Consider the following 15,578-nt stretch of genomic DNA (forward strand, 5'->3'; position numbering starts at 1 on the left):
GTGCCTCCCTGGATTCGCGACCGCGGGACCGCTCACCACTACATCCGCTCCGGCGCCGAGACGCCGAGCAGGCGCAGCCCGTTGGCGATGACCACCCGGGTCGCGTCGTTGAGCCAGAGTCGCGCCCGGTGCAGGTCGGTGACGGCCTCGTCGCCCCGGGGCAGGATCCGGCAGTTGTCGTAGAACCGGTGGTACGCCCCGGCCAGGTCCTCCAGGAACCGGGCCACCCGGTGGGGCTCACGCAGCTCGGCCGCGGCGGCCACCACGGCGGGGAACTCAGCCAACGCCTTGAGCAGCTCGTTCTCCTTGTCGTGGTCGAGCAGCTCGGGTCGGAACGACGCCGCGTCGCCCCTGGTGAGGCCGACCTCGGCGGCGTTGCGGCCGACGCTCGCCGTGCGGGCCGCCACGTACTGCACGTAGTAGACCGGGTTGTCCCGGGTGGCCCGGGTCCACAGCTCGATGTCGATGTCGATCGGCGAGTCGCTGGAGTACCGGGCCAGCGCGTAGCGGGAGGCGTCCACCCCGATCGCGTCGACCAGGTCCTCCAGGGTCACCACGGTGCCGGCCCGCTTGCTCATCCGGACCGGCGCGCCGTCGCGGACCAGGTTCACCAGCTGCCCGATGAGGATCTCCAGCGTCTGCTCGGGGTCGTCACCGAAGCAGGCGGCCATCGCCTTCATCCGGCCGACGTAGCCGTGGTGGTCCGCCCCCAGCATGATCACGACCCGGTCGAAGCCCCGTTCCCGCTTGTCGAGGTAGTAGGCGCAGTCGGCGGCGAAGTAGGTCCACTCACCGTTGGACTTGCGCAGCACCCGGTCCTTGTCGTCGCCGAAGTCGGTGGTCCGCAGCCAGGTGGCGCCGTCGGAGTCGAAGAGGTGGCCCTGCTCGCGCAGCCGGGTCAGGGCGTGCTCCAGCTCACCGCGATCGTGCAGGTCCTTCTCGTTGAAGTAGGTGTCGAACTCGACCCCGAAGTCCCGCAGCGAGGACTTGATCTCGGTGAACATCAACGCGACACCCTCGACCCGGAAGACCTCCTGGGCGGCGGCGTCGTCCAGGCTCAGCACGTCGGGCCGCCGGGCGGTGACCTGCTCGGCGATCTCGGCGATGTACGCGCCGCCGTAGCCGTCCTCCGGCGCCGGCTCGCCACGGGCGGCGGCCAGCAGCGAGCGGGCGAAGCGGTCGATCTGCGAGCCGGCGTCGTTGAAGTAGTACTCGGTGCCGACCTCCGCGCCGGTCGCCCGCAGCAGCCGGCTCAACGCGTCGCCGACCGCCGCCCAGCGGACGCCACCGATGTGCACGGGACCGGTCGGGTTGGCCGACACGAACTCCAGGTTGATCTTCAGGCCGGCGAGCCGGTCGCCGCGACCGTACTCGTCGCCCGCCTCGACGATCGAACGGGCGAGCTGTCCCGCGGCGGCCGCGTCGAGCCGGATGTTGAGGAAGCCCGGGCCGGCGATCTCGACCGACTTGATCCCCGGCGTGCTGGCCAGCTCGGCGGCGAGCGCGGCGGCCAGTTCTCGGGGCGGCAGGCCGGCCTTCTTGCTCAGCTGAAGCGCCAGGGTGGCCGCGTAGTCGCCGTGCTCCGGGTTGCGCGGTCGCTCGACCGTCGTGTGCCCCGGCAGCGCGGAGCGGTCCCAACCTCGGTCGGCGAAGACGGCGTGAGCGGCGGCGAGGACGGCTTCGGCGAGTTCTGCTGGAGTCACCGATCCATGTTATCGGGGGTAGACTCGGTCCCCGCGGCGGCGACCCAGCAACCGAACCCGGCCCGCCAGAGCCCCTGACCGACCGACCTGACGAGGCACGATGAGTATCAGCACCCCGGGCGGCCCGGAGCGCCGCCCGACTGTGGTCAGCACCGGCAAGAAGCCGGCGGCGGGACGGCCGGCCGCCGGCGCCAAGGCGACCGGAGCCAAGGCTGGCCCGGGCAAGGCCGGCTCGGCCCAGCGCGCGGGGGGCGGCAAGGGGCCACGTAAGCCGATCACCCCGGTGAAGGTCAGCCAGGGTCGGTCGTGGGGACCGATCGCGCTGTTCGTCGCCGTCGGCGTGCTCGCCGCGTCGATCATCGGATTCGGTGCCTGGGCGACCTTCAAGGGCAGCCAGTCCTGGGAGGACAAGGCGGCCGACATCGCGGGCATCGTCAACTACCGCGAGACCGACCCGGAGAGCCTCACCTACGAGTCGCACCAGTCCGGCAAGATCGAATACAAGTACAGCCCGCCGGTCGGTGGCGCGCACAACAACGCCTGGCAGCGGTGCCTCGGTGACGTCTACGACGCGCCTATCGCGTCCGAGCACGCGGTGCACAGCATGGAGCACGGCTCTGTCTGGCTCACCTACCGCCCGGACCTGCCCGCGGCCGATGTCGAGAAGCTGGCCAGCGTGATCCGAGGCAACGACTTCATGCTGATGAGCCCGTACGAGGGCCTGGACGCCGCCGTGTCGCTGCAGGCGTGGGGCTACCAGCTCAAGGTCGACAGCGCCGACGACCCGCGGATCAAGGAGTTCGCCACCACGCTGGCGCAGAACGCCTCGATCGAGCCGGGTGTGCCCTGCTCGTCCGGCAACTACACGACCGGCACCGGCACCGAGCCGCGCGAGTTGGCTCCGCCGACGGGTGGCTGACATGCCCAGCGCCACCCAGGAGGCGACCCCGGCGGAGCGCAACGGCACCGAACTCCACCGGCCGTCCCGGACACTGCGTTACCTGACCCTGGTCATGGCGGCGGTGCTGCTGCTCGGCATCGGGTGGACGGCCGCGACCCTGGTGTCCGACCGGGCCCCGGGTGACGACTCGGCCGAGGCCGGCTTCGCCCGGGACATGTCCCGACACCACGCCCAGGCGGTGGAGATGGCGATGATCGCGTACGCCAAGGCGCAGAATCCGGCGCTGCGGCAGATGGGCTACGACATGGCCCTGACCCAGCAGGCTCAGATCGGTCACATGCAGCGCTGGTTGCAGGAGTGGGAGTTGCTGCCCACCGGTTCACGGCCCGCGATGGAGTGGATGCCCGACGCGGTGCCGGTGGGCCCGGACGGGCTGATGCCGGGCATGGCGACCCGCGAGGAGATCACCCAGCTGCACGAGGCCCAGGGCGTGGAGGTCGACCGACTCTTCATCAAGCTGATGATCGACCACCATCTTGGCGGCGTTCACATGGCCGACGGTGTGCTCAAGGTGTCGGACCGGCCCGAGGTGGTCCGGTTGGCCGAGGCATCGAAGCAGGCGCAGCAGAAGGAGATCAACGAGCTGCGCCGGATGATTCCTGCCGACGGCTGAGCCGCTCGCCTGCCGAATCAACCCTCGCCGCCCCGCTCGTCATACGAGCGGGGCGGCGACGCGTAGGCATCCAGGTGCCAGCGAGTTCGCCTTCTCCGCCCCACCTTGGGGACATAAGACCGATTTTCCCTCTAGGGGTTACTTGGAGCGAAGTGCACTCGTTGTCCGGGACGTGGGGGTTGCACTCAGAGACGCGCGGCGTTCGGTCACCAGTTGGTGCCGACGCCACACCATCGGCGGTGACGGAGCGGTGGCAGCCGTCCGTCGCGGACAGCGGCAGGGTGAGCCGGGAACACTCAGCCGCGAACAGGAACTCGAACTGATCGACACCCTTCGGGGCGTCTACCCCGACGCGTTCGGTCTGGACGAGGAGCTGTGGACCCGCCAGAGTCTGCACGCCCTCATCCAGCAGCAGTTCGGCCTGACGCTTGACGTGGGGGTCGTCGGGGCGTACCTGCGGGCCTGGGGGTTGGGTCCGCGCGAGCCCCGCGAACGGGCCTGCGGGCTCTGCGTCGGGGCGGTCGAACGCTGGGTCCGCAGCGAGTACCCGGCGATCACCCGGGCGGCCCAGGAACACCTGGCCGAGGTCTACTGGGTCGGCCGGGTCCGGCTGCGGGGCACCATGCCGGCGGCCGACGTCATCTCGGCGGTCTCGTCTCGGGGGCGGGTCCGGTTCATGGTCACCACCCCGTCGGTCGACCCGCCACTGCCCCGGGAGTTCGTACACCGACTCAGCGGAGCCGAGCGACGCACCGTACACCTGATCGTGGACGGCTCCTGGGCCCGCAACGAATGGCCGCGCCGGCTCCCCAGGCGCATCGTGCCGCACCCGCTGCCCAGTTGCGGACGCGCACTCGCCGCCTGACGCGCCGATACCGATTGGGCGATCGGGAGGGGCGTTTGCTAGTCTTCTCCAGTCGCTGAGCCCCCGTAGCTCAGGGGATAGAGCACCGCCCTCCGGAGGCGGGGGCGCAGGTTCGAATCCTGCCGGGGGCACCTTTTTCTGAAAGATCTGTAGTGGCCCGGCCGCATCCCGGGAGCCTTCCGGGAAGGTAGTGCTCGCCGAGCAGTATGAGACGGATGCGGTTTGACGCTTGACCGGCGGGACTTTCGAGCTATCCGTCCGCTGAGCAGCCATCCGGCGTTCCGGGTTCTGCCCGATGATCTGTGAGCCGGGCAGACTCTCGACCACCAGATCTGCGGCTTCTTCTGCCGTTGCGACCAAGCCAATGTGCGCGGCGGGAGTCAGATGCGGTGGATCGTGATGAGGTCTTCGAGACCTGTGAGGTCCTCGGCGTTACGGGTGTACACGGCGGCGTCGTGGGCGTGGGCCGTTGCGGCGATGAGGAGGTCCATCACCCTGGCTCGCGGCTGGCGGCCGGTCTCGACGACCCGTGCGGCCAACCGCGCGTAGCTGTCGGCGATCGCTTCGTCGATAGGCAGCGGATCAAATCGACGTTGAATGGCACTCAACCGCGCCAACCGCAGCGCCCTCGCCTCGGCGCTTTTCGCGACCAGGACACCGAACTGGAGTTCGGCGAGGCTGGCGACACTGATGGCCAGCTCACCAGGAATGGGGGTTACATCGGTGGCGATGAGGATGCTGGTGTCGAGGATGCCCCGACTCACCGCTCGACCCACGGATCGGTGACGGTGTCGTCCAGGAGATTCCGATCGTCGACCCACCCCGGGTCTGTGGGTTGGTCGAACACGCCGGCAAGGTCGTCCCACTCGCGCCAGGTTCGAGGACTGATCGGGCCGAGCACGGCTGCCGGCCGGCCGGCGACGGTGATCGTCAAGCGTTCACCCGCCTGCGCCCGGCGTACCAGGTCACTGGCGTTCTGCCGCATCTCCCGCAGCCCCACTTCATGCATAAGCCCAACGTAGCACATGTGCTACGCGCCGTCGACGTTCGTCGGCTGCGTCCCGACGATCACGCAGGTCGCCGTGAGCACAGCCAGATCAAGCTCCGATCGCCGCGTCCCAGGCAGCGGTGAGGCGTAGTCGCCGTCAGCTGAGCGGCCTGCCGAGGTCGGGACCTTGGTCCTGGCGGCTTCGGGTGTTCCGGCCCGCGCGCGACGGCCCGCCGCCGGGCGAGAGTGGTCACGTAAGAAGCTGACCACGGAGGCAACGATGACCGTCCACCAGGGCACCCACCGCTCGATCGAGCGTCCGCTCGAACACGCCGAACTGCCCGGCGCCATGCTGACCACGACCGCCGCCCGGGCTCTTGCCGTGCTGCGGATCTCCACCGGCCTCGTCTTCCTCTGGGCCTTCCTCGACAAGACCTTCGGCCTCGGCTACGCCACCCCGACCGAGCGTGCCTGGATCAACGGCGGCTCGCCGACCAAGGGGTTCCTCGCCAACGTCGAGGTGGGGCCGATGCAGTCGGTGGCCCACTCGATCGCCGGAACGTGGTGGGCGAACACCCTGTTCATGGTGGGCCTGGCCGCCATCGGTCTCGCCCTGATCGCCGGCGTCGGTCTGCGGGTGGCGGCCGCCTCGGGCACCCTGATGATGGCGCTGATGTGGCTGGCCGAGTTTCCGCTGGCCCGGTTCACCGCCGGTGGCGACCCGACCGGCTCCACCAACCCGGTGGTCGACTACCACCTGATCTACGCCGTGGTCCTGGTCGCCCTGGCCGCCGCGTACGCCGGGCACACCTGGGGTCTGGGTCGGCTCTGGGCCCGCCTGCCCTTCGTGCAACGCCACCGCTGGATGCTCTGATCCGCTCGACCAGCCGCTGGGCCGGACCGCCACCACGGTCCGGCCCAGCGGCGTGCCGGCGGCAGGAAGGCCGGCGCGGGCGCTCGTCCTGTTCAGTCCGCGGCGGCGCGCCGGGCGCGGGCTCGACGGCGGCCCTCGTGCATGGCCTGCACCCGTGGCACCGGAATGGCCCGCCCTTCCTCGACCAGGTCCGCCGGGAGATGCTGCGGCGGCGGCATCAGCTCGGCCCACGGGTCTCGCTGCGCCACCAGCGCCGGGACCGTCCGGATGGTGAAGTCCGACGGGGTGACCGACTCCAGGTCCGGCCAGGGCACCGGGAAGGAGACCGGCACGCCGGGACGCAGCCGGGGGCTGTACACCGACACGACCGTCGCGCCGCCGGTGCGGGTGGGGTCGACGAAGACCTTGCCGCCCCGGTCCTCGCGGATGAACGCGGTGGTCGCCAACGCCGGATCCAGGCGCTCCGCCCGAGCCGCGAGGGCCCGGGTGGCCGCGGCCAGTTCCTCGGCGTCGGGGCCGGGCTCGACCGGGACGAAGACGTGCACCCCCTTGGCGCCGCTGGTCTTCACCGCGCCCGCCAGCCCGGCGTCGGCGAGGGCCTGCCGGACCAGCAGCGCGGCCGCCACCCCGGCCGCGAACCCACCGCCCTCCGGCGGATCGAGATCCAGCACCAGGTGGGTGGGACGGCTCAGGTCGTCGACCACGGCCAGGGTGGGGTGGTACTCGACGGCCCGCTGGTTGGCGAACCAGAGCAGGGTACGGCGGTCGTCGCAGAGCGCGTACGCGATCTCCCGGTGGGACGCCTCGGCCCAGATCGACACCCGAGGTACCCAGTCGGGGGTGTACCGCGGCAGGTTCTTCTGCATGAACTGCGGCTGTCCCGGACGTACCCGGACCACCGACAGCGGACGGCCGCGCAACTGCGGGACGATCCGGTCGGTCACCGCGTCGAGGTAGTCGACCAGGTCGCGCTTGCTCGCGCCCGACCCGTCGAACAACGGCTGGTCGAGATTGGTAAGCGCGACCCCGTCCCGGGTCTCGTCAGCCCCCATCCGATCACCATCCCGGCCGGACGCCCCGCGGTCAACCGGAACCCGCAGGTGATCCGTTGACGCCGTCAGCTCGACAGGCTCCACGGGAGGAGGGTGCCCGGCCGCCCACCGCGAGGCTCACCGGCGGCGACGGCGGCGAGCAGCCGGGCGGTGTGGGCGCGGGTCGCCGCGTACAGGCCGGAGCCGTAGCTGATCCGGGCCACGCCCAGGGCGGCCAGTGCCGTCCGTCCCGGTCCGTCGGGGCGGGCCAGTACGTTGACCGGCGCCGCCACGGCCTGCACGACATCCCGCAGTTGCGTCGGGTCGGCCAGCAGGATCGGGTAGACGCAGTCCGCGCCGGCGGCCAGGTAGCGGCGCGCCCGGCGGACCGCCTCGGCGAGCCGGTCGGCCGGTTCCGCACCGGGCCGTAGGAAGACGTCCGTCCGGGCGTTGACCACCACCGCCACCCCGGCGTCCTCCGCCGCGGCCCGCACCCCGGCCAGCAGGTCGGCCTGTTCCTCCGCATCGACCATGACGCCGGTACGCGGATCCGAATCCTCCAGATTGAGCCCGACCGCCCCGGCGTCGAGCAACCGGGCGACCAGTTCGTCCGGGCGCAGACCGTAGCCCCGCTCCAGATCGGCGGTGACCGGAACGGCGACCGCGCGGGCGATCCGGGTCACGGCGGCGAACATCTCGCCCGGTGGCGTGCGCTCGCCGTCGCCGTACCCGAGTGACTCGGCGACGGCCGCGCTGCTGGTCGCCACCGCCGGAAAACCGGCGGCGACCACCGCCCGGGCCGAGCCGGCGTCCCAGGCATTGGGCAGCACCAGCGGGTCGCCGGGGCGGTGCAGGGCACGAAGCGCGACCGCCCGGGCCGCCGTCGAGTCGGTCATGACCCCGATTCTCGCTACGGCGCGGAGCCACCCGGAGAGCCAATTCGGCGCACCTGGTTGTGGGAAACGCCACTGATCTGACCGATCGGTCAGCTCTGACCGATCGGTCAGGCATGCTGAGAGTCATGGCCCGCACCACCCCGCAGACGCACGGCGAGATCCTCGCGGCGGCGGCGAGGCGTTTCGCCGCCACCGGTTACCGGGGCACCTCGTTGCAGGACATCGCCACCGAGGTGGGCTGTTCCAAGGCGGCGGTGCTGTACCACTTCGCCAACAAGGAGGCCATCCTCACCGAGCTGATGGCACCCGCGATCGAGGTGCTGCGGTCACTCGACGACCGGATCGCCGACCAGCCCGGGCCGGCCGCCGCGCAGCGGGTCGCCGCCGAAGGCTTCGTCGACCTCGCGGTCCGGTTCCGCGGTGAGATCGCCCTGCTCCGGGGCGAGTTCCCGGAGCTGCTGCAACAGCCCGACTTCGCCCACATCCAGGAGATCTCCGAACGGTTGATCGACGCGCTCGCCGGGCGGTCCGAGCGGGCCTCCGCCCGGATCACCGCGCTGGTGCTGCTGGCGGGCATCGCCGAGACCTGCGGCCAGTTCGCCGACGTGCCCGACCAGGAACTGGGCGACGCGCTGCTGGGCCTGATGCGCCGGGCGCTCGAACCGCCCGCCCACTGACCCGTCCCACCATCCACGACCGAGGGAAAGGACCTCATGGCGACCCTGCTCTACCGGCTTGGCCGGGGATCGATGCGTCGGCGGCGACTCGTCGCCGCGATCTGGCTCGTCGTACTCGTCGGGCTCGGCCTGGCAGCAGCGACCCTGCGCGGCCCGACGGCCAGCAACTTCACCATGCCCGGCACCGAGTCGCAGCGCGCGCTCGACCTGCTGGACGAGCAGTTCCCGGCGGCGGCCGGCGCCACCGGCACCATCGCGGTCAAGGCGCCCGCTCCGGGACAGCTCGGCACACCCGAGGGCCAGTCGGTCATCCAGTCGGTCACCCAGGAGGCCACGGCGGTACCCGGTGTGCTCGCCGCCATCGACCCGTTCCAGGTCGGCTCGGTCTCTCCCGACGGCCAGTACGCGCTGATCCAGGTGCAGTTCAACGACGGCGCCGACCAGATCACCGAGGAACAGCGGGAGGCGTACGAGCAGCTCGGCGCCGAGGCCGAGGCCCAGGGTTGGCAGGTGGCGCCTGGCGGTGAGGTGCTCAACACCGAGCCCGAGGTCGGCTCCACCGAGGCGATCGGCGTCGCGGTGGCCCTCGTCGTCCTGGTGGTCACCTTCGGCTCGCTGGTGGCCGCGGGCATGACCATGCTCAACGCGCTGATCGGCGTCGGCGTCGGCATGGCCGGTCTCTTCGCACTCAGCGGCGTCATCGAGCTGACCAGCACCGCACCCATCCTCGCGTTGATGCTCGGCTTGGCCGTCGGCATCGACTACTCGCTCTTCATCACCTCGCGGTATCGACAGAACCTGCTCGACGGCATGCCGGCGGACGAGGCGATCGGCCGGGCGGTCGGCACCGCCGGCTCGGCGGTGACCTTCGCCGGAGCCACGGTCGTCATCGCCCTGGCCGGTCTCGCGGTGGTGAACATCCCGTTCCTGACCGTGATGGGTCTGGCCGCCGCCGGTACCGTCACCGTCGCGGTGCTGGTGGCGATCACCCTGCAACCGGCGCTGCTCGGCTTCGCCGGTCGCCGGGTGCTGCCCCGCCGGTTGCGCTCGTCGGTGCCGGTGGCGCTGACCGCCGAAGACGTCCCGGACGACGCCGCCCGCCGCAGCGACGTGACCACCCACCGCGCGGCACCGGAGACCGCCACCAACGGCAGCGAGGACACCTCGGCGTTCGGCTTCCGTTGGGCCCGGCTGATCACCCGGTTCCGGATTCCGGTGATCCTGGTCGGCCTGCTCGGCCTGGGGCTGCTCGCGTTGCCAGCACCGGACATGCGCCTGGCGCTGCCCGACGCCGGTACCGCGCCGGTCGGCTCGGCCGCGCGGGTCTCCAACGACCTGATCACGGAGGGCTTCGGACCGGGCTTCACCGGCCGGCTCGCGGTGGTTGTCGCCGGCGACGACGCCGGTGCCACCGCCGCCGCCATCCCGCAGGTGACCGCCCTGGTCCAGCGCACCGACAACGTGCTCGCCGTGGCCCCGCCGCAGCTCAGCCCGGACGGCCGGACCGCGCTGCTCGGGGTGATCCCGCAGACCGGCCCGACCGACCCGGCCACCGAGACGATGGTGCACGACATCCGCACCGCCGTCGGTGACATCCAGGGCGCCGACGTGCTGCTCACCGGGGTTACCGCAATCGGCATCGACATCTCGGAGAAGCTCTCCGACGCGCTGCCGATCTATCTGGCGCTGGTGGTCGGCCTGTCGATCCTGCTGCTGATGCTGGTGTTCCGTTCGGTGCTGGTGCCGGTCAAGGCGGCGCTGGGTTTCCTGCTCACCGTCGCCGCCACCTTCGGCATCACGGTCGCGGTCTTCCAGCAGGGTCACCTCGCCGACCTGGTCGGCCTGGACACACCCGGCCCGCTGATCAGCTTCCTGCCGATCCTGCTGATCGGCATCCTGTTCGGCCTGGCCATGGACTACGAGGTGTTCCTGGTCTCCCGGATGCGGGAGGACTTCGTCCACGGCGACACCGCCCAGCAGGCCACCATCAACGGGATGGGGCACGGCGCGCGGGTGGTCACCGCCGCCGCTCTGATCATGACCTCGGTCTTCGGCGGCTTCATCTTCCTCGACGACCCGGTGATCAAGTCGATGGGCTTCGCGCTCGCCATCGGCGTGGCCATCGACGCCTTCGTGGTCCGGATGACCATCGTGCCGGCGGTGATGTCGCTGCTCGGCAAGGTGGCCTGGTGGCTGCCCCGCTGGCTGGACCGGGCGCTGCCGAACGTCGACATCGAGGGCGAGAAGCTGCGCGCCCGGCTCGACGACAAGGTCGGTGCCGGCGCCTGACCCGCACGGCGACCCGGCCCTTCACCGCACGTCGGGTGGAGGGCCGGGTCGACGCCGGCTCAGACGCCGGCCGGATAGGTCTCCATCTCGCCTGGGGCGGCCAGGGCGGGCAACGGATGCAGCGCGGTGGTCTCGTCGCACCAGATGAAGGCGTCGTAGCGCTCCCCCAGCCGGGTCGGCACGTAGTTGCCCCACGATTCGAACGACGGGTCGTACACCACCCCGATCGCCCGGTGGTCGAGCGTGTCGGTGACCCAACCCGGCTGGTCCGGCCCGCCGAAGACGAGCACCGCCCGCTCCGGCATCAGCTCGTGCAGCCGATGTTCGAGCGAACCGGGCCGGGCCGGCGGCACCACCATCGCCTCCGCCGGCGAACCCCAGCGCGGCGCGGCGATCACCGTGCCCCGCCAACTGCCGAAGCCGATCAGCGCCACCTGGTCCGGGCCGTGGCGTTCCCGGGCCAACTGGCCGATGTTCACCATCCCGTCGGCGGCCATGTCGGTCGCCCGCGCGTCACCGACGTGGGTGTTGTGCGCCCACACCACACCCCGGGCGCCCGGCCCGTAGCGGTCGAGCAGGCGATCCAGGGTGTCGGTCATGTGGATGTCCCGGACGTTCCACGAGCCGGGCCCACCGGCGACCATCTCCCGGTAGTAGCGCTCCGCGCCGGCCACCACCTCCGCGTTCTGCCAGGCCGAGAAGGCGTCCGGCCCGTCGGCGGCGGCGTGTTGCCGGGTACGCGCCAGCAGCCGGATCACCTCCTGCTCGCACCGGGCGGAGACGAACCGGCTCGCCGCGCCGTACTCCTCGACCCGCTTGCCGTACGGCTCGAAGCACCGGTAGGCGTCCTGGGCGATCTCCAGCGACGCCGGCTCCTCCTCACCGAGGTAGTCGAAGATCGCCTGCATCGACTCCCAGAGGCTGTAGACGTCGAGCCCGTGGAAGCCGACCCGGGCGGTCTCGGCCCGGTCCATGTTCCAGGCCCGCAGCCAACGACAGAAGCGGGCCACCTCGGCGTTGGCCCACATCCACGTCGGCCACCGTTCGAACCCCTCCAGGGCGGTCTGCGGCTCGGCCGCCGCTCCCGGGGCACCGGTCACCGAACGGTGCACCCGGTCGCAGTCCGGCCAGTCGCCCTCCACCGCCACGAAGGAGAAGCCGCACTCGGCGACCAGACGGCGGGTCAACTGCTCCCGGATGCGGTAGTAGTCGTAGCTGCCGTGCGTCGCCTCCCCGATCATCACCACCCGCGCGTCCCGGACACGCTCCAGCAACGGATCGAGGTCGCTCGGCGCGCCGAGCCGCTGTACCAGCATGCCTGCGGCTACCCGGCACCCCGACGGGCAAACGCGGTGGCCCGCCGGGGTGTGCCGAGACGGCTACGCGGGTAGTTCGCACAGCATGACCGACAGCGGTGCCGCCCTGCACGAGTACCTCGCCGGGCTGGAGTATCCCGTCTCCCGTGAGGACCTGATCCGCTGGTGCCAGGAGAACGGCGCGAGCACCGAGCAGTTGCAGGCCGTACGCGCGCTGCCGGTGGACCAGTTCAGCTCGCCCACCGAGCTGACCGAGGCGCTGGGCACCCTCCCCTGAGCCGGGCCCGCTAGCGGGCGTGCAGTAGGCGGTACAGCACCAGCCACTGCTCCGGCCAGACATGCCCCACCGGGAGGTCCGGGTCGAGCCGGCTGGCGCGCAACGCCGCCGCCAGCCGACCCTTCGGATGCTCGCGGGCCAGCGACGCCGCGAGCGAGCCGCCGACCCCGCCGAACCCCAGCTCGACCATCCGTCGGTACGCCGGTAGGGCCCGGGGTGGCAGCAACGGCGTTGCCCGCCGCTCGACGCGGAGCATGCCCGCGTCGACCCGGGGCACCGGGCGGAACGCGGTACGCGACACCCACCCGGCGAGCCGCCAGTCGAACTCCGGCCAGCTGAGCACCGTCAGTCGGGTCCACCGGCCGTACGCACCGGTGCGCCGCCGGGCGTACTCCAGCTGCGTGAGCAGGGTGGCGGCGCGCAGTCGGGGCGCGGCCAGGCACCAGCGCACCACCGCCGCGGTCAGCGACCACGGGATGTTGCCGACCACGCAGAACTCCTCCCCCGGTGCCACGGTGGCGAGGAAGTCGGCCTGGCGGTGGGTCACGTTCGGCAGGGTCGCGCAGACCCGGGCCAGTTCCGCCCCGGCGACGGGATCCACCTCGTAGGCCGTCAGCCGGCCGCAGCGCGCGGCCAGCGGGCGGGTCAGTTGCCCCCGGCCGGCGCCGACCTCCAGCACCAGTCCGTGCGGATCGGGGCGGGCGGCGTCGACGAACCGCGCGACGGCGGCCGGGTCGGTGAGGAAATTCTGCGAGAGCACGCGACGGGACCGGTCGCGTTCGGTCGTGCGGGTACAGCGGGGCGCCATGGCGTCGTCCTTGTCTGTCGCCGGGTGGGCGACGAGAGCGGACAGGCGACCGTCGACGGGGCCTGTCCGAGCGATCGGGACTCGGACGGCCCTGGTGAGATGGCGCGGAAGCGGCACCGCGCGATGCGGTGCGGGTGACGCGGGCGGATGCGCGGAAGGCGTCAGTCGCGGGTCGCGCCGGCCAGGGCCGGACGCCGGACGCGCGGGCGGGCCACCAGCAGCGGCCCGAAGGCGGCCGGCGAGGCGGCCGCGTTGATCAGGGCGTGCACGCACATGCCGGCGACCCTACCGACTCGTCCGGCCGGTGGCGACCGGTTTACCGCCCGCGCTCAGGCCGGCACGTCGACCACGGTGCCCTGTGCGCGGGCGGCCTCGGCGGCGGCGAGGACCGCCACCACCTCGCGACCGAAGCGCACGTCGCAGCGGTGGTCCCGGGTACCGGCGTCGACCTCGGCCAGCAACTGGTCGATGGCCACCCCGAACGCCGTCGCCGGGCCGGCACCACCGTTCGGCAGTCGCTCGATGCCGCTCTCGCCGTAGAAGACGAACTCCGCGGCGACCGAACGGGGTGGTGCGTCAAGCGTCAGCGAGACCGTGCTGGTGGCCCCGTCGGCGTGGCTGAGCAGCAGGTGCACCAGGCCCTCGGGGCCGTCGGTGGCGGCCACCCGGGCCACCCGGCCGAGCACCGGAAGCAACACGGCCAGCGCGTGCGGACCGATGTCCCACAACGCGCCGTGCTCCCGCCGCCACGGCGACTGCCCGTACGGACTGCCGGGCTGGAAGATCGAGGCGAACCGGATCACGCTGGCGGTGTGCCAGCCGCCGGCCGCGGCGGTCGCGGCGATGAAGCCGGCGACGTCCGGCTGGTACCGGCCGGTGAAGAAGACCACCGACGCGACACCCGTGCCCGTGGCTGCCTCGACCACGCGGTCGGCGTCGGCCACGGTCAGCGCGAGCGGCTTGTCCAGCAACAGGTGTCGACCGGCGGTGGCGGCCCGGACGGCGATGTCCGCCTGGACGTCCGGCGGCAGTGCGACGGCCACCGCCTCGCACGCCTCGATCAGCGAGTCGACGTCGTCGAAGGCCGGCACCCCGTACCGGGTGGCCAGCGCGGCGGCCTTGTCGGGGTTGCGCCCCCACACGCCGACCAGATCCGCTCTCGGGTGCGCCTCGAGCGCCGCCGCATGCGTCTCCGCCGCCCAGTGCCCGGTGCCGAACAACCCGAACCGCATCCCGTACCTCCGCCGTCCTCGCCTGGCCACGGCTGATCCGCGACAGTGATCACGCTAGTCCCCCGCGACCGTGCGTACCCGGCGTCCCGCCGGCCGGGGCCGGGGCCGCGCGCACGGTAACCGGCCGCCCTGGCGGCGGACGCTCTTACTACGGGGGTTAGTAGAGTGGTGCGGTGATCGGAACGAGCACCGGACGGACCGGGTGAGCACCACCGCCGCGACCACCACCGGGTCTCCGGCCGACGGGGCACTGGCCGTCGCCGCCATCGTGCTGTCGCTGCTGGTCGCGGCCTGGGCGCTGGTGGCCGCGTTGCGCCACCGGCCGCCGGACCGGACGCAGTTGATCGGGCTGGCCGTGCTGGAGCTGCTGCTGCTCGGCCTGGTGCTGGTGACCGCCGTGGCGCTGGCCGGCGGTGAGCGTCCGGGCGAACCGGGATCGTTCTTCGGCTACCTGGTCACGCTGGTCTGCCTGCCGCCGCTCGCGGCGGTGCTGGCTCGGATGGAACCGACCCGCTGGGGCTCGGCGATCGTGTGCGCGGTGTGCCTGGTGACGCCGGTGGTCGTGGTCCGGCTCCAACAGACCTGGCAGGTGCTCGGTGGCTGAGCTGAGCACCGCCCGGCCTCGCACCAACGCCGGTCCGGGACGGTTGCTGATCGCGGTCTACCTGCTCTTCGCCATCGCCGCCAGCAGCCGCGCCGCTCTCCAGATCGTCACCAGGTTCGACGAGGCGCCGTTGGCGTACCTGCTCTCCGCGCTCGCCGCGATCGTCTACGTCGTGGCGGCGGTCGGGCTGGCGCGGGCCGGTCACGCGGGCCGCCGGATCGCCCTGGCCTGCTGCGGGCTGGAACTGGTCGGCGTGGTCGGTGTCGGTGCCGTGAGTCTGGCCCGACCGGACCTCTTCCCCGACGAGACGGTCTGGTCCGGCTTCGGCAGCGGCTACGGCTACATCCCGCTGGTGCTGCCGGTCCTCGGCCTGGCCTGGCTCCGGCACACCCGCCGAAGGGCGGCAGCGGCCCCTTCCTGAGACCAGAAGGGGCCGCTGTTCGG

At 72.0% G+C, this 15,578-nt stretch carries 17 protein-coding genes and 1 tRNA gene; 10 read left to right on the top strand and 8 right to left on the bottom strand.

The genetic code is table 11. The features are described from left to right. Positions 1-38: 38 nt before the first annotated feature. Positions 39-1,703 carry an arginine--tRNA ligase gene (gene argS, locus O7597_RS05795; RefSeq protein WP_281582187.1) on the bottom strand — a complete coding sequence of 555 codons (1,665 nt, stop codon included), beginning with the start codon at positions 1,701-1,703 and terminating at the stop codon, positions 39-41. A gap of 100 nt (positions 1,704-1,803) precedes the next feature. Between argS and O7597_RS05800 the strand changes: the two genes are divergently transcribed. The 4 genes from O7597_RS05800 to O7597_RS05815 all read left to right on the top strand — a co-directional run bounded on the left by O7597_RS05800 (position 1,804) and on the right by O7597_RS05815 (position 4,273). Next, positions 1,804-2,622: a DUF3105 domain-containing protein gene (locus tag O7597_RS05800; protein WP_269738076.1), complete on the top strand. Its 819-nt coding sequence runs from the start codon at positions 1,804-1,806 to the stop codon at positions 2,620-2,622. Position 2,623: 1 nt separating this feature from the next. Further along, a complete protein-coding gene (locus O7597_RS05805) occupies positions 2,624-3,277 on the top strand; it encodes a DUF305 domain-containing protein (protein WP_281582188.1) in 654 nt (217 codons plus the stop codon). Positions 3,278-3,449: 172 nt separating this feature from the next. Continuing rightward, entirely contained in the window at positions 3,450-4,142 is a 693-nt protein-coding gene (locus O7597_RS05810; RefSeq protein WP_281582189.1) for a winged helix-turn-helix domain-containing protein, read from the top strand. Positions 4,143-4,201: 59 nt separating this feature from the next. After that, positions 4,202-4,273: transfer RNA gene (locus O7597_RS05815), tRNA-Arg, on the top strand. 249 nt (positions 4,274-4,522) lie between these two features. Here the strand turns inward: O7597_RS05815 and O7597_RS05820 are convergent. Together O7597_RS05820 and O7597_RS05825 are read right to left on the bottom strand one after the other, a co-directional pair. Beyond that, complete coding sequence (locus tag O7597_RS05820) at positions 4,523-4,906, bottom strand: PIN domain-containing protein (RefSeq protein WP_269738079.1); 384 nt, start codon at positions 4,904-4,906, stop codon at positions 4,523-4,525. Next, on the bottom strand, positions 4,903-5,151 hold the full coding sequence (locus O7597_RS05825; protein ID WP_281582190.1) for a type II toxin-antitoxin system prevent-host-death family antitoxin: 249 nt from the start codon (positions 5,149-5,151) through the stop codon (positions 4,903-4,905). The genes O7597_RS05820 and O7597_RS05825 overlap by 4 nt, the downstream gene beginning before the upstream one ends. A 328-nt stretch (positions 5,152-5,479) precedes the next feature. Here O7597_RS05825 and O7597_RS05830 point away from each other — a divergent pair, with 328 nt between their 5' ends. Beyond that, positions 5,480-6,004 (top strand): DoxX family membrane protein, encoded by a 525-nt coding sequence (locus tag O7597_RS05830; protein WP_281583191.1) that lies wholly within the window; start codon positions 5,480-5,482, stop codon positions 6,002-6,004. Between the two features lie 92 nt (positions 6,005-6,096). Here the strand turns inward: O7597_RS05830 and O7597_RS05835 are convergent, their stop codons facing one another. After that, positions 6,097-7,056: an ATP-dependent DNA ligase gene (locus tag O7597_RS05835; RefSeq protein WP_281582191.1), complete on the bottom strand. Its 960-nt coding sequence runs from the start codon at positions 7,054-7,056 to the stop codon at positions 6,097-6,099. Between the two features lie 65 nt (positions 7,057-7,121). Then, positions 7,122-7,931 (bottom strand): isocitrate lyase/phosphoenolpyruvate mutase family protein, encoded by an 810-nt coding sequence (locus O7597_RS05840; protein ID WP_281582192.1) that lies wholly within the window; start codon positions 7,929-7,931, stop codon positions 7,122-7,124. A gap of 125 nt (positions 7,932-8,056) precedes the next feature. Here O7597_RS05840 and O7597_RS05845 point away from each other — a divergent pair, with 125 nt between their 5' ends. Then, positions 8,057-8,608: a TetR/AcrR family transcriptional regulator gene (locus O7597_RS05845; RefSeq protein WP_281582193.1), complete on the top strand. Its 552-nt coding sequence runs from the start codon at positions 8,057-8,059 to the stop codon at positions 8,606-8,608. A 36-nt stretch (positions 8,609-8,644) separates the two neighbouring features. After that, entirely contained in the window at positions 8,645-10,897 is a 2,253-nt protein-coding gene (locus O7597_RS05850) for an MMPL family transporter (RefSeq protein ID WP_281582194.1), read from the top strand. 59 nt (positions 10,898-10,956) lie between these two features. On the opposite strand, the gene O7597_RS05855 is transcribed toward O7597_RS05850, so the two are convergent. Beyond that, positions 10,957-12,213: an erythromycin esterase family protein gene (locus tag O7597_RS05855; RefSeq protein ID WP_269738085.1), complete on the bottom strand. Its 1,257-nt coding sequence runs from the start codon at positions 12,211-12,213 to the stop codon at positions 10,957-10,959. Positions 12,214-12,298: 85 nt separating this feature from the next. Here O7597_RS05855 and O7597_RS05860 point away from each other — a divergent pair, with 85 nt between their 5' ends. Next, complete coding sequence (locus O7597_RS05860) at positions 12,299-12,490, top strand: DUF2795 domain-containing protein (protein ID WP_164447670.1); 192 nt, start codon at positions 12,299-12,301, stop codon at positions 12,488-12,490. Positions 12,491-12,500: 10 nt separating this feature from the next. Here O7597_RS05860 and erm read toward each other — a convergent pair whose 3' ends face one another. Together erm and O7597_RS05870 are read right to left on the bottom strand one after the other, a co-directional pair. Further along, positions 12,501-13,298: an ErmE/ErmH/ErmO/ErmR family 23S rRNA (adenine(2058)-N(6))-methyltransferase gene (erm, locus tag O7597_RS05865; RefSeq protein ID WP_281582195.1), complete on the bottom strand. Its 798-nt coding sequence runs from the start codon at positions 13,296-13,298 to the stop codon at positions 12,501-12,503. A gap of 329 nt (positions 13,299-13,627) precedes the next feature. Beyond that, positions 13,628-14,530, bottom strand: coding sequence for a Gfo/Idh/MocA family oxidoreductase (locus O7597_RS05870; RefSeq protein WP_269738087.1), 903 nt, complete (start codon positions 14,528-14,530; stop codon positions 13,628-13,630). Positions 14,531-14,732: 202 nt separating this feature from the next. On the opposite strand from O7597_RS05870, the gene O7597_RS05875 reads away from it, so the two are divergent. Together O7597_RS05875 and O7597_RS05880 are read left to right on the top strand one after the other, a co-directional pair. Continuing rightward, complete coding sequence (locus O7597_RS05875) at positions 14,733-15,134, top strand: hypothetical protein (RefSeq protein WP_269738088.1); 402 nt, start codon at positions 14,733-14,735, stop codon at positions 15,132-15,134. Then, complete coding sequence (locus tag O7597_RS05880) at positions 15,127-15,555, top strand: hypothetical protein (protein WP_269738089.1); 429 nt, start codon at positions 15,127-15,129, stop codon at positions 15,553-15,555. The genes O7597_RS05875 and O7597_RS05880 overlap by 8 nt, the downstream gene beginning before the upstream one ends. Positions 15,556-15,578: the final 23 nt, after the last annotated feature.

Source organism: Verrucosispora sp. WMMC514, from assembly GCF_027497295.1.
GTDB lineage: Bacteria > Actinomycetota > Actinomycetes > Mycobacteriales > Micromonosporaceae > Micromonospora > Micromonospora palythoicola.

Excerpts from the sequence above, each read along its gene's own strand:
- erm (WP_281582195.1), bottom strand. The coding sequence starts at position 13,298 with ATGGCGCCCCGCTGTACCCGCACGACCGAACGCGACCGGTCCCGTCGC.
- O7597_RS05855 (WP_269738085.1), bottom strand. The coding sequence starts at position 12,213 with ATGCTGGTACAGCGGCTCGGCGCGCCGAGCGACCTCGATCCGTTGCTG.
- O7597_RS05830 (WP_281583191.1), top strand. The coding sequence starts at position 5,480 with ATGCTGACCACGACCGCCGCCCGGGCTCTTGCCGTGCTGCGGATCTCC.
- O7597_RS05860 (WP_164447670.1), top strand. The coding sequence starts at position 12,299 with ATGACCGACAGCGGTGCCGCCCTGCACGAGTACCTCGCCGGGCTGGAG.
- O7597_RS05800 (WP_269738076.1), top strand. The coding sequence starts at position 1,804 with ATGAGTATCAGCACCCCGGGCGGCCCGGAGCGCCGCCCGACTGTGGTC.
- O7597_RS05835 (WP_281582191.1), bottom strand. The coding sequence starts at position 7,056 with ATGGGGGCTGACGAGACCCGGGACGGGGTCGCGCTTACCAATCTCGAC.
- O7597_RS05850 (WP_281582194.1), top strand. The coding sequence starts at position 8,645 with ATGGCGACCCTGCTCTACCGGCTTGGCCGGGGATCGATGCGTCGGCGG.
- O7597_RS05825 (WP_281582190.1), bottom strand. The coding sequence starts at position 5,151 with ATGCATGAAGTGGGGCTGCGGGAGATGCGGCAGAACGCCAGTGACCTG.
- O7597_RS05840 (WP_281582192.1), bottom strand. The coding sequence starts at position 7,931 with ATGACCGACTCGACGGCGGCCCGGGCGGTCGCGCTTCGTGCCCTGCAC.
- O7597_RS05870 (WP_269738087.1), bottom strand. The coding sequence starts at position 14,530 with ATGCGGTTCGGGTTGTTCGGCACCGGGCACTGGGCGGCGGAGACGCAT.
- O7597_RS05845 (WP_281582193.1), top strand. The coding sequence starts at position 8,057 with ATGGCCCGCACCACCCCGCAGACGCACGGCGAGATCCTCGCGGCGGCG.
- O7597_RS05805 (WP_281582188.1), top strand. The coding sequence starts at position 2,624 with ATGCCCAGCGCCACCCAGGAGGCGACCCCGGCGGAGCGCAACGGCACC.